Here is a 21256-nt window from a genome sequence, read left to right as displayed (position 1 = left end):
GCCACCCACCGTCGGCCCGACCTGCGACTCGTACACAGACTCATACACCGACTCGTACACCGCCCCGTACACCCTCACGACCGTTCCCCGCTCCCGTTCCCGCTCCGCGCTCTCAGCTCTTGCCCAGCAGGCCCCGGCTGCGCAGCACGCGCCGTTCGAGCGGGGCGAAGATCAGCAGTTCGATGCCGATGCCGACGATGAGGATGAGCAGGATCGCGGACAGCACCCAGGACATGTCCTGGAGTTCGCGGCCCTGTTCGAGGAGCTGGCCGAGGCCGGTGCCCAGGTCGGCGGCGTTGACGATGAGTTCGGCGGCCATCAGGGAGCGCCAGGAGAAGGCCCAGCCCTGCTTGAGGCCGGCGAGGTAGCCGGGGAGCGCGGCGGGCAGCAGGATGTGCCGCACGCCGGTCAGGCCGCGGGCGCCGATGGTGCGGCCGGCGCGCAGGTAGATCGGGGAGATCTGGTCGACGCCGGCCACCAGGCCGTTGGCGATGGAGGGGACGGCGCCCAGCAGCACCACCGCGTAGATGGTGGCGTCGCTCAGCCCGAACCAGATGATCGCGGCCGGCACCCACGCCACCGACGGCAGCGACTGGAGGCCGCTGAGGATGGGGCCGATGGCGGCGCGGACCACCTTGACCCGGGCGACGATCAGGCCGAGCGGGGTGCCGATGATCACCGACGCCACGAAGCCGAGCGCGCCGCGCGAGACGCTGGTCCACACGTAGCCCAGCAGCGTGCCGTCCAGCCACTTCTGCTGGAGCGAGCGGTAGACGTCCACCGGGCTCGGCAGGAGGTAGTGGTCCTTGAGCTGGAAGTGGTAGGCGAGCTGCCACAGCACCAGGACGATGGCGACGGCGGCCAGCGGCGGACCGGCCTTGGAGGCCAGGGTCCGCAGCCACGGCTGGCGCTGGACCACGGCGGTGTCGAGCGCGTCCAGTCCCGCTTCGAGCCCGGCCAGGTCACCCGTGGCCTTCCCGCCCGGCGCGGGGGCCGGCTTCGTGCCGGTGGCGGTGCCGGGTGCGCCGGACGCGGTCGGGGCGGACGGTCCCGGCTCGCCGGAGGCGTCCGCCGGGTCCTTGGTGTCAATGCTGGCCATGTCGGCGGATCTCCCCGCGGAGCTGTTCGGTGATCTCGATGGAAAGGTCGGCGACGGCGGAGTCCTCGATCCGCCGCGGCTGGGGGATGTCCACCCGCCATTCGCGGGCGATCCGGCCCGGCTTGGAGGACAGGAGGACGACCCGCTGGGCGAGCCGGACCGCCTCGCGCACGTTGTGCGTGACGAACAGGACGGACAGCCCGCTCTCCTCCCAGATGCGGGTCAGTTCGCCGTGCAGCACGTCGCGGGTGATGGCGTCCAGGGCCGCGAACGGCTCGTCCATCAGGAGGAGTTGGCTGTCCTGGGCGAGCGCGCGGGCCATCGCCACCCGCTGCCGCATGCCGCCGGACAGTTCGTGCACCCGCTTGCCGTACGCGCCCTTGAGGCGGACGAGTTCCAGCAGCCGTTCGGCCTCCTGGCGCCGCTCGGCGCGCGGCACCCCGCGCAGCCGGAGCGCGAGTTCGATGTTGCGGCCCGCGGTGAGCCAGGGGAACAGCGCGTGCTCCTGGAACATCAGGGCGGGCCGCCCGCCGGGCGTCTCGATGCTGCCCGACGAGGGCGCGTCCAGCCCGGCCACCAGGTTGAGCAGGGTGGACTTGCCGCAGCCGGAGGCGCCCAGGAGGCAGACGAACTCGCCGGGGGCGACGTCGATGCTGATGTCGTCCAGGACGTGCTGCTGCGCGCCGGGACGGCCGAACGACTTGGAGACGTGGTCGATACGAGCGGCGAGCGCGGTCGGGTCACCCTGGCTCCCCGGTGCGGCGGGCTGGGTGAGGGTGGGGGTCGTCATCGGTGTCACCTCCTGGGAGTGCGGTGCGACGGGGTGGAGCCGGGGAGGGCGGGGGCGGGGCGTGGTCCGCCCGAAGGGCGGGCGGCGGTGCGCGGCACGCGGCGGCCCGCCCTAGCCGCCGAGACCGGCGTCGTCGACCGGGGCCTTGCCCTCGGCCTTGAGCACCCGGTTCAGCAGCGTGAGGTCGTAGATGCCCTTCAGCTCGGGCCGCTTGAGCAGCCCGGCGTCGACGGCGTGGTCCGCTTCCTGTTGGAGGGTGGCGGCGAGCGGGTCGTCGGTGAGGTCGACGTTCTCGAAGGCCGGGTCGATGATCGCGTCGGGCAGCCGCTTGCCGGAGACGCCGGGCTCGGCGAGCTTGTCGTTCAGCGCCTTCTTGGCCTCGGCCGGGTGGGTCTTGATCCACGCGTTGGTCCGGACGGAGCCGCGCAGCACCGCCTCGACCACCTTCGGGTGCTCCTTGAGGAACCGCTGCGAGACGATCACGTTCGTGATGACGAACTCGCCGTCCTTCCACAGCTTCCGCTCGTCCAGCAGCACCCGGCCGCCGTCCGCGACCAGCTTGGAGGCGGTGGGCTCGGGCACCCAGGCGGCGTCGATGCTGCCCTGCTTGAAGGCGATCGGGGTGACCTTGTTCTCGGTGCGCTGGACGGTGACGTCACCCTTGCCGGTGGTCGCGTCGACCGTGTAGCCGCGTTCGCGCAGGTAGTGCAGGAGCGCCACGTCCTGGGTGTTGCCCAGCTGCGGGGTGGCGATCGTCTTGCCCTTGAGATCGTCCAGGCTCTTGATCTTCTTGGGGTTGACGACGAGGAAGACGCCGCCGGAGGCGGACCCGGCGACGATCTTCAGGCTCTTGCCGTGGGACTTCGTCCAGCCGTTGATGGCGGGGGAGGGGCCGATCCAGCCGATGTCGATGGCCCCCGAGTTCAGGGCCTCCAGCTCGGCGGGGCCCGCGTTGAAGATCGAGGGCGAGAACCTCGTCCCGCCCAGCTCCTTTTGGAACAGGCCCTTCTTGTCACCGACCAGCGCGGTGGCGTGCGTGGTGTTCGCGAAGTAGCCGACCTTCACCTCCTCCAGCCCGTCGATCTTCGCGCCCTTCGGCGCGACCCGGCCCTGATCGTCCTTCTTGGCCTGGGAACCGTAACCGCAGGCGCCCAGCACCCCGATCAGCAGGGGGACGGCGGTGACGGCCGCCAGAAGGCGGAGTCGTACGGCAGGCACGGGAGGGGGTCCTCTCGTCGGGCCGGGGCGACCGGTCTACGGCGCGCCCGGCGGGGCGGTGGGTCTTCGGAAGGGGCGCGGACAACACGCGGGCGGGGGCGTCATCGGCACGCACATCGCCCGACTCCGCCCCGCCCGGTGCCGAGCGTGCCGCCGCCGACCCGCCCGCCTTCCTTGGCGAAGGTCGAGAAGACGTCCAGGAACACGGCACCCACCACGGGCGCGGGAGAGAGCGCGATCGTCATCAGAAGTCCCATCCCTCGTCGTCCTGCGCCGCCTTCGCCGACGCCGTTCCGGCGAACGCGTCGCCCGCCATGCCGGCGGTGAGCGTGGTGCCGTCGGCCGGGTCGATCAGCAGGAACGCGCCGGTGCGGCGCGAGTCCGCGTACGCGTCCAGGGCCAGCGGCTCGGCGGTGCGCACCGTCACCCGCCCGATGTCGTTGGCCGCCAGCCGCCCGGGGGCCGGGTGGTGCGAGAGGTCGTCCAGCGTCAGCCGCGAGGGGATGTCCTTGACGATGGCCTTGACGGTGCGGGTGGTGTGCTTGAGCAGCACCCGGTCGCCGACGGCCAGCGGCCGGTCCGCGACGTGGCACACGGTGGCCGTCAGGTCCTGGGACGGGGCCGGGGCGCCCTCGGTGGGCGCGATCAGGTCGCCGCGCGAGATGTCCAGGTCGTCGGCGAGCCGCACGGTCACCGACTGCGGCGCCCACGCGGTCTCCACGGACCGGCCCAGCGCGTCGATCGCGGTGATCGTGCTGGCCCGGCCGGAGGGCAGGACGGTGACGGGGTCGCCCACGCGCAGCACGCCGGAGCCGATCTGGCCCGCGTAGCCGCGGTAGTCGGGGTGTTCGGCGCTCTGCGGGCGGATGACGTACTGGACGGGGAAGCGCGCGGGCTCGGCGGCCGGGTCGGTGTGCACCGGCACGGTCTCCAGGTGCTCCAGCACGGTCGGTCCGGCGTACCAGTCCATGTGCGCGGAGGCGGTCACCACGTTGTCCCCGGCGAGCGCGGAGATCGGGATGGTGGTCACCTCGGGCACCCCCAGGGACGCCGCGTAGGCGGTGAACTCCTGCGCGATGGCGGCGAAGACGGGCTCGGCGTAGTCCACCAGGTCCATCTTGTTGACGGCCAGCACCAGGTGCGGGACGCGCAGCAGGGCGGCCACCGCGGCGTGCCGGCGGGTCTGCTCGACCACGCCGTGCCGGGCGTCCACCAGGACGAGGGCCAGTTCGGCGGTGGAGGCGCCGGTGACCATGTTGCGGGTGTACTGCACGTGGCCGGGGGTGTCGGCCAGGATGAACCGGCGCCGGGGCGTGGCGAAGTAGCGGTAGGCGACGTCGATGGTGATGCCCTGCTCGCGCTCGGCGCGCAGCCCGTCGGTGAGCAGCGCCAGGTCGGGCGCCTGCTGGCCGCGGGTCAGGGAGGCCCGCTCGACGGCTTCGAGCTGGTCGGCCAGCACCGACTTGGAGTCGTGCAGCAGCCGTCCGACGAGGGTGGACTTGCCGTCGTCCACCGATCCGGCGGTGGCGAACCGCAGCAGGGAGGTCGCCGCGTCGGCCTCGGTGCCGGAGGGAACGGTCTGGGTCGTGGTGCTCATGATCAGAAGTACCCCTCGCGCTTGCGGTCTTCCATGGCGGCCTCGGAGAGCTGGTCGTCGGCCCGGGTGGCGCCGCGCTCGGTGAGCCGGGACGCGGCGATCTCCGCGATCACCGCCTCGATGGTGGCCGCGTCCGAGTCGACCGCGCCGGTGCAGGACATGTCGCCGACCGTGCGGTAGCGCACCCGGCGCCGCTCCACACGCTCGCCGTCCTTGGGGCCGCCCCACTCGCCGGGGGCCAGCCACATGCCGCCGCGGGCGAAGACCTCGCGCTCGTGCGCGTAGTAGATGGAGGGCAGCTCGATGCCCTCGCGGCCGATGTACTGCCACACGTCCAGCTCGGTCCAGTTGGACAGCGGGAAGACGCGGACGTGCTCGCCGGGGGCGTGCCGGCCGTTGTAGAGCTGCCACAGCTCGGGGCGCTGGCGGCGCGGGTCCCAGCCGCCGAACTCGTCCCGCAGCGAGAAGACGCGCTCCTTGGCGCGGGCCTTCTCCTCGTCCCGCCGCCCGCCGCCGAAGACCGCGTCGAAGCGGTTGGTCTCGATGGCGTGCAGCAGCGGCACGGTCTGGAGCGGGTTGCGGGTGCCGTCCGGGCGCTCGCGCAGCCGCCCGTCGTCGATGAACTCCTGGACCGAGGCGACGTGCAGCCGCAGCCCGTGCTCCTTGACGACGCGGTCGCGGTACTCCAGCACCTCGGGGAAGTTGTGCCCGGTGTCCACGTGCAACAGCGCGAACGGCACCGGCGCGGGCGCGAACGCCTTGAGCGCCAGGTGCAGCATGACGATGGAGTCCTTGCCGCCGGAGAAGAGGATCACCGGTCGCTCGAACTCCCCCGCCACCTCGCGGAAGATGTGCACCGCCTCGGACTCCAGCACGTCCAGGTGCGTCAGCGCGTACGGGTCCCCGCCCTCCGGGTGGGCGCCGGTCGCGTTCACGGCGGCGGCCGTCGTCATGCCAGTCCCCTTTCGACGAGCAGCGCGTGCAGCGCCGCCGCGGACTCGGCCACGGTCTGGGTGTGCGACTCGATGCGCAGGTCGGGGGCGACGGGCTCCTCGTACGGGTCGTCCACGCCGGTCAGGCCGGAGATCTCGCCGGCCGCCTGCCTGGCGTACAGGCCCTTCACGTCGCGCTCGGAGCACACCTCCACCGGTGTGGCCACGTGCACCTCCAGGTACGGGGTGTCCGCCTCCTGGTGGCGCTTGCGCACCGCGTCGCGGGAGTCCGCGTACGGCGCGATCACCGGGACCAGCACGGTCACGCCGTTGCTGGCCAGCAGCTCGGCGACGAAGCCGATGCGCTGCACGTTGGTGTGCCGGTCCTCGCGGGAGAAGCCGAGCCCGGCGGTGAGGAACTCGCGGATCTCGTCCCCGTCCAGCACCTCCACCCGCCGGCCCTCGCCGCGCAGCCGCTCGGCCAGCGCGTACGCGATGGTGGTCTTGCCCGCGCTGGGCAGGCCGGTGAGCCACACCGTGGCGCCCGTCATGCTTCTCTCCCCAACCTTCCCGGAGCCGTCGGCTTCCGGTACGTCCCGTTCGTCCTGCCGTGCGTCCGCCGCGGCCGTCACAGGTGCAGCCCGCACTCGGTCTTGCTCAGCCCCGCCCAGCGGCCGGCCCGCGCGTCCTCGCCCTCCAGCACCCGCCGGGTGCACGGCGCGCAGCCCACCGAGGCGTACCCGTCCATCAGCAGCGGGTTGGTCAGCACCCCGTGCTCGGTGACGTACGCGTCCACGTCGTCCTGCGTCCACCGGGCGATCGGCGAGACCTTGACCTTGCCGCGCCTGGCGTCCCAGCCGACCACCGGCGTGTTCGCGCGGGTCGGCGACTCGTCCCGGCGCAGGCCGGTGGCCCACGCGTCGTAGCCCGCCAGGCCCTCTTCCAGCGGCTTGACCTTGCGCAGCGCGCAGCACCGGTCCGGGTCGCGGTCGTGGAGTTTGGGCCCGTACTCGGCGTCCTGCTCGGCGACCGTCTGCCGCGGGGTGAGGGTGATGACGTTGACGTCCATCACCGCCGCCACCGCGTCCCGCGTCCCGATGGTCTCCGGGAAGTGGTAGCCGGTGTCCAGGAAGACCACGTCCACGCCCGGCATCGCCCGGGACGCCAGGTGGGCGACGACCGCGTCCTCCATGGAGGAGGTGACGCAGAACCGGGGGCCGAAGGTCTCGGCCGCCCACGTCAGGATGTCCAGCGGGGACGCGTCCTCCAGGTCGCGGCCCGCGCGTTCGGCGAGCTCTCGCAGTTCGGTCGCGGTGGTCACGACGCACCTCCGTCGGATGTCTCGTGGGGGGACCGCTCGGTCAGCCCCCGGGTGAGCAGGCCCAGGAACGTCAGGCGGAAGGCGCGGTTGCACGCGTGGCACTCCCACGCGCCGTGGCCCTCCTCGGAGGGCCGCAGGTCCTCGTCCCCGCAGTACGGGCAGTGGAACGGCGCGGCGCGCTCGCTCACTTCAGGGCCCCCTCGTCCGCGCGCGCCGCCCACTGCGCGAACCGCTCGCCGTCGGCGCGCTGCTCCTGGAAGGCGCGCAGCAGCCGCTCGACGTAGTCGGGCAGCTCGTCGGCGGTCACCTTCAGGCCGCGGACCTTGCGGCCGAAACCGGGGTCCAGGCCCAGCGCGCCGCCCAGGTGCACCTGGTAGCCCTCGACCTGGTTGCCGTCGTCGTCCAGGACCAGCTGCCCCTTGAGACCGATGTCCGCCACCTGGATACGGGCGCACGCGTTCGGGCAGCCGTTGAGGTTGATGGTGACCGGCTCCTGGAAGTCCGGGAGGCGGCGCTCCAGTTCGTCGATGAGCCAGGCGCCGCGGCCCTTGGTCTCGACGATGGCCAGCTTGCAGAACTCGATGCCGGTGCAGGCCATCGTGCCGCGCCGGAACGGGGACGGCGTGACCCGCAGGTCCAGCGCCTCCAGCCCGGCCACCAGCGACTCGACCTGGCCCTCCTCGACGTCCAGCACGATCATCTTCTGCTCGGCGGTGGTGCGCAGCCGGCCGGAGCCGTGCGCCGCGGCGAGATCGGCGATCTTCGTCAGGGTCGCCCCGTCCACCCGGCCCACACGCGGCGCGAAGCCCACGTAGAAGCGGCCGTCCTTCTGGCGGTGCACCCCGACGTGGTCGCGCCACCGCTGCGCGGGCTCCTCGGGCGCCGGCCCGTCGACGAGCTTGCGCCGGAGGTACTCCTCCTCCAGCACCTGCCGGAACTTCTCCGGGCCCCAGTCCGCGACCAGGAACTTCAGGCGGGCGCGGTTGCGCAGCCGCCGGTAGCCGTAGTCCCGGAAGATCGAGACGACGCCCTCGTGGACGTCCGGCACGTCCTCCAGCGGCACCCACGCGCCCAGCCGGACGCCGAACTTGGGGTTGGTGGACAGGCCGCCGCCGACCCACACGTCGAAGCCCGGCCCGTGCTCGGGGTGGCGGACGCCGACGAAGGACACGTCGTTGATCTCGTGCGCCACGTCCAGCAGCGGCGACCCGGAGATCGCCGTCTTGAACTTGCGCGGCAGGTTGGAGTACGCGGGGTTGCCGACGACCCGGCGGTGGATCTCCTCGATCGCCGGGGTGCCGTCGATGATCTCCTCCTCGGCGACGCCTGCCACCGGCGACCCGAGGATCACGCGCGGGGTGTCGCCGCACGCCTCGGTGGTGGACAGGCCCACGGCCTCCAGCCGCCGCCAGATCTCCGGCACGTCCTCGATGCGGATCCAGTGGTACTGCACGTTCTGCCGGTCGGTGATGTCCGCGGTGCCGCGCGCGAACTCCTGGGAGATCTCGCCGATCACCCGCAGCTGCTCGGTGGTCAGCCGGCCACCGTCGATGCGCACCCGCAGCATGAAGTAGGAGTCGTCCAGCTCCTCCGGCGCCAGGACCGCGGTCTTGCCGCCGTCGATCCCGGGCTTGCGCTGGGTGTACAGGCCCCACCAGCGCATCCGGCCCCGGAGGTCGTTGGGGTCGATGCCGTCGAAACCGGTCTTGGAGTAGATCGTCTCAATGCGTGTCCGCACATTGAGACCGTCGTCTTCCTTCTTGAACTGCTCGTTGCCGTTGAGGGGCGTGAAATGGCCAACGGCCCACTGGCCCTCACCGCGGTGGCGGCCGGCCTTGCGGCGGTTCGGGGCGGCGGTGGGGCGTTCCGGCGGGGAGGCGGCCATGGCTGTGTCCTTCGGGGCGGCTGGGAGAGCGGAAACGGGCAGGGCGGACCCGCTGGGCCCGAGCGGACACGCCACACAACGGCGTGTCGGTACGCGGGAGTTGGGTGGGTGTCCGAGCGTTTCGGGAGTCAGGGGTGCCCGCTCGTCCGCGACGATGGGGACGGCGAGAAGCGCGGCGGTGCTGTGGCTGTCAGCTCGCCGGACAGATGGCGCTGGACATGCGGCCGAGGTCGACGTGCCGCCGACTCACCAAGGGAATTCCAGCTGGAGACATGGCGGAAGCGTGTCACGGCGCTCTTGAGACAGTCCACCGTCATCCGGAATGTGGACAACACTGTCCCGCTATACGGGACAGTGTGTCGTGGATCACGCGCGCGCCGTGCGGCGGGACGGACGCGCCCCTGGACGGAGGCTCAGCGCGACGGACGCGCCACCGGCCCGCCGCTCAATGGGACGGACGCGCCCAGGCCGCCGCTCAGTAAGACGGACGCGCCCAGGCCGCCGCTCAGTAAGACGGACGCGCCCAGGCCGCCGCTCAGTAAGACGGACGAGCCCCAGGCCGCCGCTCAGTGGGAAGGACGCGCCCCCGGCCACGGCCCCGGCTGCGCCCGATCCGGCTCCCGCGTCACCGTCGTCTCACACACGCGGAAGCCCCGGCGCTCGTAGTTGGCCCGCGCGTGCGGACCGTCAAGGGAGCAGGTGTGCACCCACACCCGCTTCGTCCGCGGACGCCCCGGCCACCGGGTGGCCAGATCCCAGGCGCGGGCCGTGCCGTACGAGAGCAGGTGCCCGCCGATCCGCCGCCCCCGGAAGGCGGGCAGCAGCCCGAAGTACGCGATCTGCACCACGCCTTCGGGCTGCGCCTCCAACTCGATGTACCCGGCGGGCGTCCCGTCCTCGTACGCCACCCACGTCTCGAATCCCGGACGGCTCAGGTACTCCTCCCACTGGGCGTAGCTCCAGCCCAGCCGGTCGGTCCACAGGACGTCCCCGCCGACCGCCGTGTAGAGGAAACGGTTGAACTCGGGCGAGGGTATGCCGGCCCTCGTGATCCGCACGCCCTGCTCGTCCGGCGGCGCGGGGGAGGGGGAGAGATCGTCGGGGGAGGTCTGTTCCAGGGTCCAGGTGGTGACGTCGATGGTGTTCATGGGGGACAGGTAAACACGGGGTGGGGAGTTCGGCCGGGAACCGATCGGTCGGGGCCCGGTGGGGACCCCGGCCGTCGGTTCCCGCGCGTCGGGTTCCCGCGGGGATCAGAACACCGCGTCGGCCATCCGCTCCACCTGCTCCGGGTCCGGCGCCCAGCAGTAGAGCATCACCTCGTCGGCGCCGATCGCCCGGAACGCGGCCACCGCGTCACGGACGGCCCGCGGCGTGGTCAGGATTCCCTCGGCGACGTGATCGGCGAACGGCGACGGGTGGTAGTAGGCGTGGGCCTCGCGCCGGGCCGCCGCCACGGTCTCCTCCGGGCCGAGCGCCGCGTTCACCTGCGCGACCAACCGGGGCCGACCGGCGCGGCCCTGCTTGGCCCAGGCGGCTTCCACGTCCCGGAACAGCCTGTCCATGTGTGCGGGCGGCAGCGCGGCCCCCAGGAACCCGTCACCCCAGCGCGCCACCCGGTTCATCACCGCCGGCACGAACCCGCCGAACAGCACCTCGGGTCCGCCGGGCCGGGCCGGAGCGGGACCGACCGGGCCGACCTCGTCGCCGAGCGGTTGGCCGTTCCACATGCGGCGCATCCGCGCCATCTGGTCGTCCAGCCGCCGCCCCCGGGTGCGCTGCTCGATACCGGCGGCCAGGTAGTCGTCCGGGCGCCCGCCGATGCCGATACCGAGCGTGAACCGGCCGCCCGACAGCAGGTCCAGGGTCGCGGCCTGCTTGGCGAGCAGCGCGGTGCGGTGCAGCGGGGCGAGCAGCACCTCGGTCTGCAGGCGGACGCGCTCCGTCGTGCCGACCAGGGTGGCCAGCGTGACGAGTGGTTCGGGGTTGGCGTACACCAAGCGGTCGAGCAGGGCGAGGGTGGAGAAGGGAGAGGCGTCGGCGCGCCGGGCCCAGGTGGGCAACTGCTCCGGGGCGGCGATGGGAAGGCCGAGACCGACGGACATGAAGGAACCTCCAGGAGGGCAGCGGTGATCACACGGTCGTGTCGCCCGCTCTCCTGACCGCACGCGGACACACGCGTCGGCCGCTCCCGTTCTGCGACGTCCTCCTGGGGAGCTGTGTTCGAAGCAAGATCACGGTACCCCGCGCGAACGTGCGTGCGCACGCCCTTTTCCGCCCCCGCGCCCCGCGCGGCCCCCTCACCCCGCCCGAGCCGCCAGCACCGCCGGCGCCGTCGAGTGCGGCAGCAGGTCCCCCGGGCAGGGAGGGCGGCGCAGTTCCACCTCCACGCTGTCGGCGAAACGGTACGGCCGGTGGGCCAGCACGCTCGCCAGGTAGCGGCGCAGCCGGGACAACTCGGCGCGCACCGTGACGGTGCGGGACCGGTCGCCGAACAGGTCCTGCGACAGTTCGGCCGCGGTGCGCCCCTCGCGGTGCGCCGCCAGGACGAACAGCAACTCGGCGTGGCGCGGGCTCAGATCGTGGGACCAGCCGCCCGCCGGGCCGGTGACGGTGATCGCCCAGCGCGAGCGGTCGCTGACGTCCAGCGTGACGTGGCTGGGCCCGGGGGACTCGTCGGGATCCCCCACGCGGACCAGCCAGCCCCCGGGCAGCGGCTCCAGGGAGCACATCCCGTACCGGGGCAGCCAGCGCGTCCCGGCCGTCGGGGACTTGGGCAGCGCCACCCGGTCCGGCGGCGCCATGCCGGTGACCGCCGCCGTCCAGCCGTGCGGGTCGACGGCCAGCGCCCGCCCGCGGATCCGCGCCAGCACGGGCGCCGCGCTGGCCCGCAGCCGCCCCAGGGCCGCCTGGTGCCGGACCCGCAGCTCCCCCTCCGCCACCCGGGCCATCGCCGAGACCAGCGAGAGGGTCGCGGGATGGAACCCGTGGGCCGGTCCGCTGACGTCCACCACCCCCAGCAGCCGCCCGTCGCGCGGATCGTGCACGGGCGCCGCGGCACACGTCCACTGGTGGTGGGTGCGCACGAAGTGCTCCGCGGAGTGCACCAGGACGGGCTGCCGCGCCACCAGGGCCGTGCCGATGCCGTTGGTGCCCACCATGTCCTCCGACCAGTCGGCACCCTGGCCGAACCCGAGGCGGTCGGCCATCCGCCGGACCGGCGGCGAGCCCTCCCGCCACAGCACCACGCCCTCGGCGTCCGTCACCACCATGATCTGCCGGGCCCCGTCCACGGCGGGCAGCAGGCCGTTGCGGAACACCGTCAGCACGTCCGCCAGCGCGGAGTCCTGCCGGCGGCGGGCCAGGTCCTCGTCGGTCAGCAGGATCTGCTGCCGGTCCCGGTCCGGGTCCAGGCCCGTGCTCAGCACCCGGCGCCAGGATTCGCTGATGACGGTACGAGCGGTGGTGAGCGGCGCGCCGCCCGAGAGCACGGCCTCGCGTGCCGACGCGAGCCGCCGCGCGGTCTGGCGCGCTTCCTGCGCGGACCAGATACCCATGTCGATCGCTCTGTCGCTCACGCTGCTCTCCGGTTGTGGGCTGCCCCCGTGGCCGACGCCCATGGTGCCGTCCCGCGCCGCCGTACGGGGGAGTTGGCCGCATCCTTTGCAACTAGTTGCAACTGTTGTTGTGAACAACCGGCGAGAGCAAACTGTTTGCCGTCGCCCCCCACCGCCGGGGCCGGTCCCGTCCACCGCACGTGTCCCCCACGAGGTGACGGGCCCGAGCAGGGAGCGGCGCCGCGTCGGCGCGGCGTCGCTCTTCGACGGGTGCGGCAGCGGAAGACCGGCCCTCGGCCACCCCCCATTGCGGGCCGGTTCCGCTGCCGCACCGATCACCTTCCGCGGGCGCCCCTCCTCACCCGCGTCACCTCCGCGCTACCCCGCCACCGGCCGCGCCCGCCACACGATCGCGCGCAGGTCCAGCGTGTGCGGCAGGGTGCCGAACGCCGCGCCCCGGTCCCCGCCCAGCCGCGAGGCGCAGAACGCGTCCGCCACCTCCGGCGGCGCGTACCGCACCAGCAACGAGCCCTGCAATACCAGCGCCATCCGCTCCGCCACCCGCCGCGCCCGCGCCTCGATCCCCTCCAGATCGGCCAGCTCGGTCAGCAGGGCCTTGATCGCCGCGTCCAGCCGGTGGTCCGCGCCGCGCGCCGCGCCGATCTCCACCAGGAAGGCGTGCAGCGCCTCCGGCTCGTTCCGCAGCGCCCGCACCGCGTCCAGCGCCTGGACGTTGCCCGAGCCCTCCCAGACGGAGTTCAGCGGTGCCTCGCGCAGCAGCCGCGGCAGCCCGGACTCCTCCACGTACCCGTTGCCGCCCAGGCACTCCAGCGCCTCGGCGACCACCGGCGTGCAGCGCTTGGCCACCCAGTACTTGGCGGCCGGCACCGCGAGCCGCAGGAAGTGCCGGTCCGCCGCGCCGTCCGCGTCGCACGCCGCCGCCAGCCGCAGCGCGAGCGCGGTCGCCGCCTCCGACTCCACCGCGAGGTCGGCCAGCACGTTGCGCATCAGCGGCTGCTCGTCCAGCGGACGGCCGAACGCCTCCCGGTACGCCGTATGGTGCAGCGCCTGCGCCACCGCCTGCCGCATCACGGCCGCCGACGCGGTCACGCAGTCCAGCCGGGTCGCCGCCACCATCCCCATGATCGTGGCGATGCCGCGCCCCTCCTCGCCCACCCGCCGCGCCCAGGTCCGCCCGTCGAACTCGACCTCGGCGGAGGCGTTGGACCGGTTGCCGAGCTTGTCCTTGAGCCGCTGGAGCCGGAAGGAGTTGCGTCCGCCGTCCGGCAGCACCCGGGGCAGCAGGAAGCAGGTGAGCCCGCCGGGTGCCCGCGCCAGCACCAGGAACACGTCCGACATCGGCGCCGAACAGAACCACTTGTGCCCGGTCAGCGCGTACGTGCCCGCCTCGGCCAGCGGCTCGGCGCGGGTGGTGATCGCCCTCACGTCGCTGCCGGCCTGCTTCTCCGTCATCGCCATCCCGGCCAGCACACCGGGCTTCTCCGCCGCCGGCCGCAACTGCGCGTCGTACACCCGGGACGTCAGCCGCGGCTCCCACTCGGCCGCCAGCTCCGGATCGGTCCGCAGCGCCGGCACCGCCGCGTGGGTCATCGACAGGGGACAGGCGTGGCCCGCCTCGACCTGGGTCCACACCAGGAAGGACGCGGTCCGCCGCAGATGGCCGTCCGGACGCGACCAGGCGTCGGTCAGCCCGGAGGAGACGGCGTGCCCGAGCAGCCGGTGCCAGGCCGGGTGGAACTCCACCTCGTCCACCCGGTGGCCGTACCGGTCGTGGGTGCGCAGCACGGGCGGGTTCTCGTTCGCCAGGGCGCCCCAGCGCTGCGCCTGCGCCGAACCGGCCGCCCGTCCCAGATCGCTCAGCTCCCCGTGCACGGTGTCCCGCGAACCGGGCGAGACGTGCCGCGCGACGCCCTCCACGAGCGCCGGGTCGGAGGTGAAGACATCGTGTCCGACCAGCGGCGGAGGCTGGTTCGTGACCATGTGAGTGGGGGGTTCCATGGCAGATACGGTAGGGAGGTGCAGCCAGCAAAAGAACCAGCCGAGCGGTCCTCGGGCCGCTTGCACAGGGCCCGCGTCCTGTACCGCAACGTTTCCAAACGCCGACTCGCCTGGCTGCTCCTCAAAGACACCGTCAAGTCCTGCATGGACAACCGTGTCACCGGGCTCGCCGCGGAGGCCGCGTTCTTCTGCCTGCTGTCGCTGCCGCCCCTGCTGCTCGGCCTGATCGGGCTGCTCGGCTACATGGAGCCGTGGATCGGCGCGGACACCATCGACGGCGTCCGCCGCCACATCCTCTCCGTCTCGCAGACCGTCCTCTCCCGCCAGGGCGTCGACGAGATCGCCCGCCCGCTGCTGGACGACGTCTTCACCGGCCGCAGACCGGACGTCATCTCCCTCGGCTTCGCCATCGCCCTGTGGTCCGGCTCGCGCGCCGTGAACGTCTTCGTCGACACCATCACGATCATGTACGGGCTCGACGGGCGGCGCGGCATCGTCAAGACCCGGCTGCTGGCCTTCCTGCTCTACCTCGCCGCACTGAGCCTGGGCGCCGTCGCGCTGCCCCTGATGGTGGCCGGTCCGGAGGCGGTGGTCGGCTGGCTGCCGTCCAGCGAGACCGCCGTCCGCGTCCTGTACTGGCCGGTCGTGGTGCTCCTGTCCATCGCCTTCCTCACGACGCTGTACCACGTGTCGGTGCCGGTCCGCTCGCCGTGGGCCGAGGACATCCCGGGCGCCGTGGTCGCCCTGGCCATGTGGCTGCTGGGCAGCGCGCTGCTGCGCGTGTACCTCACCCGCACGGTCGAGGGCCCCACGGTCTACGGCTCACTGGCCGCCCCCGTCGCCGTCCTCCTGTGGATCGGCGTGTCCGCCTTCGCCGTCCTGGTCGGCGCCGCCGTGAACGCGGCCATCGACCACATCTGGCCCTCCGTCACCACCGCCGCCGCCCGCGCGGAGCGCGCCCGCAAGCGCGCGGCGGCGGAGCGGGAGCGGCTGCGGGAGGAGGGGGACGGGGGCGGTGCCGAGGACGCGGGTCCGGGGGACGGTTTCCGTGGCGTGGACGAGGATCCTGACGACGACGGGGACGGGGACGAGGGCGAGGACGACGGGCACGTCCCCTCGGAGTACCCCGAGCGCTGGGCACGCTTCCTGCCACCCGAGGACGTACGGGGCCGGCTGCCCGTGCACCGCCGGCTGCCCGTGCGCCTGAAAGCCGGACGGCCACGGGCCGCCGAGGTGGTGGCGGGTGGGGGTGCGCGGGGTGGCGCCACGGTTGGTGGTGGCGTGCCGGGTGGTGCCTCTGTCGGCGGAGGGGCGTCACCCGAGGGGCGTTCGCCGTACGGGGGCGCTCACGCGGCCGACGGCCGGAGCGGGGCTCTGGCGGGCGGGGGCACGGGTCCGGAGCGCAGGGGCTGAGCGGGGGCGGGGTTCGCCTCGCCGGACCGGAGGGGTGCTCTCGCGGCCGGTGATCCGAAGGGAGCCCTTGCGGCCGACGGCTCGAACGGGGCTCTTGTGGTCGACGGCCCGAACGGGGCCCTTCCGGGCGGCGCGACCCGCCCCGAACGCACCGGCCGACCCCGGCTCGGACCCCGGCTCACCCCGTCCATGCGTTTGCGAACGCGACGCCCAGGAACACCGCTCCCAACCCGGCCACCACGCTCACCACCGCGTTGGCCACGGCGTGGAACCGGGCGCCGTCCTCCGCCAGCCGCAGCGTCTCGTAGGAGAACGTCGAGTACGTCGTCAGCGCCCCGCACAGCCCCGTCCCCACCAGCATCTGCACCTGTGAGGACGCCGCTCCGGCGGTGACCGCGCCCGTCAGCCCGCCCAGGACGAGGCATCCCACGACATTCACGGTGAGGGTGCCCCACGGGAACACCGTGTCGTGCCGGGCCTGCACCGCCCGGTCGGTCAGGAACCGCAGCGGCGCCCCGACCGCCGCCCCGACGAACACCAGCAGCCAGTTCACGCGCCCGCACTCCCACTCTCGTCATCACGGCCGACCGGACCGCCACCCGCCGTACACGTCCCGCCGCGCGTCCCCCGCGTCACCGGCCCCACCGCCGCACCGCGGACCGCGTCCCGCGCACCGCCAGCCACACCGCCCCCAGCGCCGCGATCAGCGTCACCACCAGGTACGCCAGCCCGCGCACCGGCTCCCGCGCCTCGATCAGCCGCTGGATGTCCACCGCGTACGTGGAGAAGGTCGTGAACCCGCCCAGGACCCCGGTCCCGAAGAACGGCCGCACCAGCCGGTGCGCCCGCCACACCTCGTTGATCAGCACCATGAACACGCCGATCACCGCGCACCCGACGACGTTCACGCACAGCGTCGTCCACGGGAACCCGTACGGCCCGACCGGCCAGACCACCGAGGCCGCGTACCGCGCGGTCGCCCCGATGCCACCCCCGAGCGCCACCACGCCCACGGTGGACCACTGGCCGCTCAGGGGCCGGGGCCGCCGCGCGGGCGCTTCGAGATCAGGATCGATATCGGCGGCCTCGGCCACCGGCCGACTCGGAAAAGCTCCCACGAACCACGTCTCCCACTCGCACGGCGCCCGATGGACACCAGGGCGCATACCGTCACAAGCAGGGACCGTTGGCGGCACCATCACCGCGGTTCGTTCCGGCGAGCCCCACCGCCGAGCGGCTGCCCGGGGGTGCCGCAGATGTCAGGGTAACCGCGGGGGATGGAGGGCGGCGAATGGGGGTGTATGTCCCCATCCCCGGCCCGCGGCGCTCGTGTCGGCCGCAAGCAGTCCTCGTACCCGCCGCGAGCCGGGCCCGGCCCCGGAAAAATCCGTGGCCCCGTCTCCCTTCCCCTCGCTACCATCCCCACCGTCAGACCGGCGGCCCCAGCCGCCGTTCCCGCCGTGCGTGCCGTGTCGTGCGCGCAGATGTGAGACCAGGAGGTGACGTCCCGATGGCCGTCGTTGCGATGGGCGCTGCCCGAGTCCGGAAGTTCGTCATTCCCACCTCCGTGGTCTCCGACCGAGCCGCTCGCTGAGCGGTCGCGGCCGATCCGTCGGCCGCCCGGCGCGTTCCCGCGCGCCCTCGTACCCGTGTCGGGACCACCCTTGTGAAGGGTCATCCCGCTTTGTCCAAGGTGTTCAACCTGGAACAGCTCTCCGCCGCACACCCGCTGGCGTCGTCCTACGGCTGGGACGCCGGCTACGCGGAGAGCTTCGCCCCCTTCGCCGAGCAGGGGTTCCTGCCCGGCCGTATCGTCCGCGTGGACCGCGGGCGTGTGGACGCCGTCGTACCGGACGGTGACGGCGTCACGACCGTCCTCGCGGACACCGCCCTGGTGGCCACCAGCGACCCGACGCGGGTGCCGTGCACCGGCGACTGGGCGGCCGTCGACCTGGTCAACGGGCCGGGCGGCGGGGTCGTGCGGGCCACGCTGCCGCGCCGTACGGCCTTCGTCCGGTCCACCTCCTCCAAGCGGTCCGAGGGGCAGATCCTCGCGGCCAACGTCGATCACGCGGTGATCGCGGTCTCGCTCGCCGTGGAGCTGGACCTCGGACGCGTGGAGCGGTTCGTCACGCTCTCCTGGGAGAGCGGGGCGCAGCCGCTGATCGTGCTGACCAAGGCCGACCTCGTCGGTGATCCGGTCACGCTCTCGCACCTGGTGGAGGACACCCAGTCCACCGCGCCCGGCGTCCAGGTGCTGGCCGTCAGCGCCGCGACGGGCGAGGGGCTGGAGGTGCTGGCCGCCGTCCTGGCGGGCGGTACCGCCGTCCTCCTCGGGCAGTCCGGCGCGGGCAAGTCCACCCTGGCCAACGCCCTGGTCGGCACGGACGTGCAGGACGTGCGCGCCACCCGCGACCAGGACGGCAAGGGCCGGCACACCACGACCACCCGCGACCTGCTGCCGCTCCCGGGCGGCGGGGTGCTGATCGACACCCCGGGGCTGCGCGGCGTCGGGATGTGGGACGCCGAATCCGGGCTGACGCGGACGTTCTCCGACATCGAGGAACTGGCGGCGGAGTGCCGGTTCCACGACTGCGCGCACGAGGCGGAGCCGGGGTGCGCGGTGCTGGAGGCCGTCGAGCACGGCGTGCTCGCCCAGCGGCGGCTGGACAGCTACCGCAAGCTGCTGCGCGAGAACCAGCGCATCGTGGCGAAGACCGACGCCCGGCTGCGCGCGGAGATGCGCCGCACCTGGAAGCAGCAGCAGATGCTGGGCCGCCACATGATGGAGCGCAAGCGCGGCGGGGGCGGTCAGCGGCGGTGAGGTGAGGGGGTTCGTCGCCGGGGCGGGGAGGGTTCCTGGCCTGGTGGCGGGCCTCCTTGCCTTGGTGGCGGGCCTCCTCGCCCTGGCGGTCGGCCGTCCCGCCGACGCCGTGTTCTTGTGCGGGCGGGTGCCGTGTTCTCGCGGGGCCGGGCGTCGCGCTCTCATGTTTTCGGGCGTCGCGTTCTCGCGCCTCCGGGCGTCGCGTTCTCGTGCGTGCGGGCGGGCGTCGCCTCCTCGGGCCTCCGGGCGTCGCGTCCTCGCGCCTCCGGGCGTCGCGTTCTCGTGCGTGCGGGCGGGCGTCGCACCCTCGGGCTCCCGAGCGTCGTGCTCTCGCGCGTCCGAACGTCGCGTCCGAAAACCGCCAGAGGACGTCCGTCCCGATCGCGCACACTGGATCCCGTGATGGACGACGAGACCAGGTACGAGGCGGTGACCAGCCGTGACGCTCGCTTCGACGGGGAGTTCTTCTTCGCCGTGGTGACGACCGGCATCTACTGCCGGCCGAGCTGCCCGGCGGTCACCCCAAAGCGGGCCAACGTGCGGTTCTTCCCGTCCGCGGCGGCGGCCCAGGGCGCCGGGTTCCGGGCCTGCCGGCGCTGCCGCCCGGACGCCGTTCCGGGATCGGCGGAGTGGAACGTGCGGGCGGACCTGGTCGGCCGGGCCATGCGGTTCATCGGCGACGGCGTGGTGGACCGGGAGGGCGTCGCCGGGCTCGCCCGGCGGCTCGGCTACAGCGCCCGCCAGGTGCAGCGGCAGCTCGTCGCGGAACTCGGCGCGGGCCCGGTCGCGCTCGCCCGCGCCCGCCGCGCGCACACCGCCCGCGTCCTGCTCCAGACGACCGCCCTGCCCGTCACCGAACTCGCCTTCGCCTCCGGCTTCGCCAGCATCCGTCAGTTCAACGACACGATGCGGGAGATCTACGCGAGCACTCCGAGCGAGCTGCGGGCGGCGGTCCGGGGCGGCAGGCCGGGCCGGACCGCCGGTGCCGCCGAGCAGGACGCGCCCGCCGGCATCCCGCTGCGGCTCGCCTACCGGGGCCCGTACGCCGCGGCCGAGATCTTCGACTTCCTCCAGGCGCGGGCGGTGCCCGGCGTCGAGGAGGTGCGCGGTGCGCGCGGCGCCCGCACGTACCGCCGCACGCTGCGGCTCGCGTACGGGACGGGCGTCGCCGAGGTGGACGAGCACACCGGGCGGAAGTCCGGGCGCCGCCCCCGCGCCGGACTGGTCTGCCCGGCCGCGAAGGGCGCCACCGGCGGCTGGCTGGAGTGCCGGCTGCACCTGAGTGACCTCCGGGACCTGTCCACCGCCGTCCAGCGGACGCGCGACCTGTTCGACCTGGACGCCGATCCCGTCGCCGTCGCGGAGCGCCTGGGCACGGACCCGCTGCTCGGCCCGCTCGTCGCGCGCCGCCCCGGACTGCGGTCGCCGGGTACCGCCGACGCCGACGAACTGGCCGTCCGCGTGGTGCTCGGCGGATCGCCGGAGCGCGTGGCGGCGCTCGTCCGGGCCTACGGGAAGCCGCTGGACGCGCCGGACGGCGCGCTCACCCACCTGTTCCCCGAACCGGCGGCGCTGGCGGAGGCCGCGGGGGTCGGCGAGCCGGTGCGCGCGCTGTCCACGGCGCTCGCCGAGGGCGCGATCACGCTGGACGCGGGCGCCGACCGCGACGCCGCCGAGCGGGCACTGAGCGCGCTCCCCGGAGTGGGCCCGGCCGCCGCCGCGTACATCCGGATGCGCGCGCTCGGCGACCCGGACGTGGGACGGCCGGGCGAACGGGACGCCTGGCGCCCGTGGCGCTCCTACGCGATGCACCATCTGTGGGCCGCCGGGATCGTGGCAGCGGGGGAGTGGGGCATGGGGGACGGCGTCTACGAGTACGCGGGCGCGGCGGCGGACGGGGGACGGGCTCTGCTGGCGGCATAGGAGGACGGCGCGCCCGGCCGGGGAGCCGGGGCGCTGCCGGAGGCTCCGTCCTCGTGGCCCTCGTGGCCCTTATGGTCCTCGCGGTCCTTACGTCCTCCCTTACGGCCCTCGTGGTCCTCACGGCCCGAGGACGACCACGCAGATCCAGGCGCCCACGACCAGCAGACAGGCGAAGAGTTCGACGAGGACGCTCAGCCCGGTCGCGCGCATCACCGTCCGGGTGGACGCCGCCGCGTCACCGTGGCTGCCCAGCCGTACGCGTTCCAGCAGATAGAGCGTGCCGACGGAACCGATCACCGCCCCCACCACCGGCACCACGAAGAACCCCACGATCCCGGCCGCCCCGGACAGGAACAGGGTGCGGCACGGGGCACCCGCCCCCCGCAGGTCGCGGGCCGGCAGCACCCACTTGAGCGCCTGGTTGAGCAGCAGCAGCGCCGTGGCGCCGATGAGGACCGCCCAAGCAGGCGTGGTGGGCGCCGTCAGGGCCCACCACAGCACGGCCGCCCAGACGATCGGCGCCCCCGGCACCCCCGGGACGAGTACGCCGAGCAGACCGAGCAGCATGACGAGCCCGACCGCGAGCAACTGCCACACGCCCATGGCCCCACCCTGCCGGAAGCCGCCGGGAACCGCTTGCCGGGCCCACCCGGAGGGGCCGCGAGACGGTGCCGGCGG

General features: G+C 73.6%; 21 protein-coding genes. 3 read left to right on the top strand and 18 right to left on the bottom strand.

The genetic code is table 11. The features are described 5' to 3' along the window. Positions 1-112: 112 nt before the first annotated feature. The 15 genes from ABZX96_RS05955 to ABZX96_RS05885 all read right to left on the bottom strand — a co-directional run bounded on the left by ABZX96_RS05955 (position 113) and on the right by ABZX96_RS05885 (position 14418). Positions 113-1099, bottom strand: a complete 987-nt coding sequence (locus ABZX96_RS05955) for an ABC transporter permease (RefSeq protein WP_355538494.1) — start codon at positions 1097-1099, stop codon at positions 113-115. Continuing rightward, positions 1086-1889 (bottom strand): ABC transporter ATP-binding protein, encoded by an 804-nt coding sequence (locus ABZX96_RS05950; protein WP_355538491.1) that lies wholly within the window; start codon positions 1887-1889, stop codon positions 1086-1088. Before ABZX96_RS05950 ends, ABZX96_RS05955 begins: the two co-directional genes overlap by 14 nt. 111 nt (positions 1890-2000) lie before the next feature. Next, the gene (locus ABZX96_RS05945) at positions 2001-3107 is read right to left on the bottom strand and encodes an aliphatic sulfonate ABC transporter substrate-binding protein (protein WP_355538488.1); all 1107 of its coding nucleotides are present in this window, start codon (positions 3105-3107) and stop codon (positions 2001-2003) included. 101 nt (positions 3108-3208) lie between these two features. Continuing rightward, positions 3209-3352 carry a hypothetical protein gene (locus tag ABZX96_RS05940; protein ID WP_355538484.1) on the bottom strand — a complete coding sequence of 48 codons (144 nt, stop codon included), beginning with the start codon at positions 3350-3352 and terminating at the stop codon, positions 3209-3211. Beyond that, on the bottom strand, positions 3352-4704 hold the full coding sequence (locus tag ABZX96_RS05935; RefSeq protein ID WP_355538481.1) for a GTP-binding protein: 1353 nt from the start codon (positions 4702-4704) through the stop codon (positions 3352-3354). The genes ABZX96_RS05940 and ABZX96_RS05935 overlap by 1 nt, the downstream gene beginning before the upstream one ends. A 2-nt stretch (positions 4705-4706) precedes the next feature. After that, the gene (gene cysD, locus ABZX96_RS05930) at positions 4707-5657 is read right to left on the bottom strand and encodes a sulfate adenylyltransferase subunit CysD (protein WP_355538478.1); all 951 of its coding nucleotides are present in this window, start codon (positions 5655-5657) and stop codon (positions 4707-4709) included. After that, a complete protein-coding gene (gene cysC, locus ABZX96_RS05925) occupies positions 5654-6187 on the bottom strand; it encodes an adenylyl-sulfate kinase (RefSeq protein ID WP_355538475.1) in 534 nt (177 codons plus the stop codon). Before cysC ends, cysD begins: the two co-directional genes overlap by 4 nt. A 77-nt stretch (positions 6188-6264) precedes the next feature. After that, on the bottom strand, positions 6265-6957 hold the full coding sequence (locus tag ABZX96_RS05920; protein ID WP_355538472.1) for a phosphoadenylyl-sulfate reductase: 693 nt from the start codon (positions 6955-6957) through the stop codon (positions 6265-6267). Beyond that, positions 6954-7145, bottom strand: coding sequence for a hypothetical protein (locus tag ABZX96_RS05915; protein WP_355538469.1), 192 nt, complete (start codon positions 7143-7145; stop codon positions 6954-6956). Before ABZX96_RS05915 ends, ABZX96_RS05920 begins: the two co-directional genes overlap by 4 nt. Continuing rightward, positions 7142-8842, bottom strand: a complete 1701-nt coding sequence (locus ABZX96_RS05910) for a nitrite/sulfite reductase (RefSeq protein ID WP_355538466.1) — start codon at positions 8840-8842, stop codon at positions 7142-7144. Before ABZX96_RS05910 ends, ABZX96_RS05915 begins: the two co-directional genes overlap by 4 nt. Before the next feature lie 190 nt (positions 8843-9032). Beyond that, positions 9033-9116: a putative leader peptide gene (locus tag ABZX96_RS05905; protein ID WP_355538660.1), complete on the bottom strand. Its 84-nt coding sequence runs from the start codon at positions 9114-9116 to the stop codon at positions 9033-9035. Positions 9117-9408: 292 nt separating this feature from the next. Then, positions 9409-9990 carry a GNAT family N-acetyltransferase gene (locus ABZX96_RS05900; RefSeq protein WP_355538463.1) on the bottom strand — a complete coding sequence of 194 codons (582 nt, stop codon included), beginning with the start codon at positions 9988-9990 and terminating at the stop codon, positions 9409-9411. Between the two features lie 105 nt (positions 9991-10095). Beyond that, a complete protein-coding gene (locus tag ABZX96_RS05895; RefSeq protein WP_355538460.1) occupies positions 10096-10947 on the bottom strand; it encodes an LLM class flavin-dependent oxidoreductase in 852 nt (283 codons plus the stop codon). A gap of 195 nt (positions 10948-11142) precedes the next feature. After that, on the bottom strand, positions 11143-12420 hold the full coding sequence (locus tag ABZX96_RS05890) for a GAF domain-containing protein (protein ID WP_355538457.1): 1278 nt from the start codon (positions 12418-12420) through the stop codon (positions 11143-11145). A gap of 357 nt (positions 12421-12777) precedes the next feature. Next, positions 12778-14418, bottom strand: coding sequence for an acyl-CoA dehydrogenase family protein (locus tag ABZX96_RS05885; RefSeq protein ID WP_355538454.1), 1641 nt, complete (start codon positions 14416-14418; stop codon positions 12778-12780). Between the two features lie 18 nt (positions 14419-14436). On the opposite strand from ABZX96_RS05885, the gene ABZX96_RS05880 reads away from it, so the two are divergent. After that, positions 14437-15831, top strand: coding sequence for a YihY/virulence factor BrkB family protein (locus tag ABZX96_RS05880; protein WP_355538451.1), 1395 nt, complete (start codon positions 14437-14439; stop codon positions 15829-15831). A gap of 178 nt (positions 15832-16009) precedes the next feature. On the opposite strand, the gene crcB (ABZX96_RS05875) is transcribed toward ABZX96_RS05880, so the two are convergent. Continuing rightward, positions 16010-16384, bottom strand: coding sequence for a fluoride efflux transporter CrcB (crcB, locus tag ABZX96_RS05875; RefSeq protein WP_355538448.1), 375 nt, complete (start codon positions 16382-16384; stop codon positions 16010-16012). Between the two features lie 79 nt (positions 16385-16463). Beyond that, a complete protein-coding gene (gene crcB / locus ABZX96_RS05870) occupies positions 16464-16865 on the bottom strand; it encodes a fluoride efflux transporter CrcB (protein ID WP_355538657.1) in 402 nt (133 codons plus the stop codon). A 659-nt stretch (positions 16866-17524) separates the two neighbouring features. Here crcB (ABZX96_RS05870) and rsgA point away from each other — a divergent pair. Both rsgA and ABZX96_RS05860 read left to right on the top strand, forming a co-directional pair. Beyond that, positions 17525-18655, top strand: a complete 1131-nt coding sequence (gene rsgA, locus ABZX96_RS05865) for a ribosome small subunit-dependent GTPase A (protein WP_355538654.1) — start codon at positions 17525-17527, stop codon at positions 18653-18655. 402 nt (positions 18656-19057) lie between these two features. Further along, positions 19058-20578, top strand: a complete 1521-nt coding sequence (locus tag ABZX96_RS05860) for an AlkA N-terminal domain-containing protein (protein ID WP_355538651.1) — start codon at positions 19058-19060, stop codon at positions 20576-20578. Between the two features lie 117 nt (positions 20579-20695). Here the strand turns inward: ABZX96_RS05860 and ABZX96_RS05855 are convergent, their stop codons facing one another. Beyond that, positions 20696-21181: a DUF456 domain-containing protein gene (locus tag ABZX96_RS05855; RefSeq protein WP_355538445.1), complete on the bottom strand. Its 486-nt coding sequence runs from the start codon at positions 21179-21181 to the stop codon at positions 20696-20698. Positions 21182-21256: the final 75 nt, after the last annotated feature.

Source organism: Streptomyces sp. NPDC003077 (assembly GCF_040611095.1).
Lineage (GTDB): Bacteria > Actinomycetota > Actinomycetes > Streptomycetales > Streptomycetaceae > Streptomyces.
This window is presented reverse-complemented; position numbering and strand designations above follow the sequence as displayed.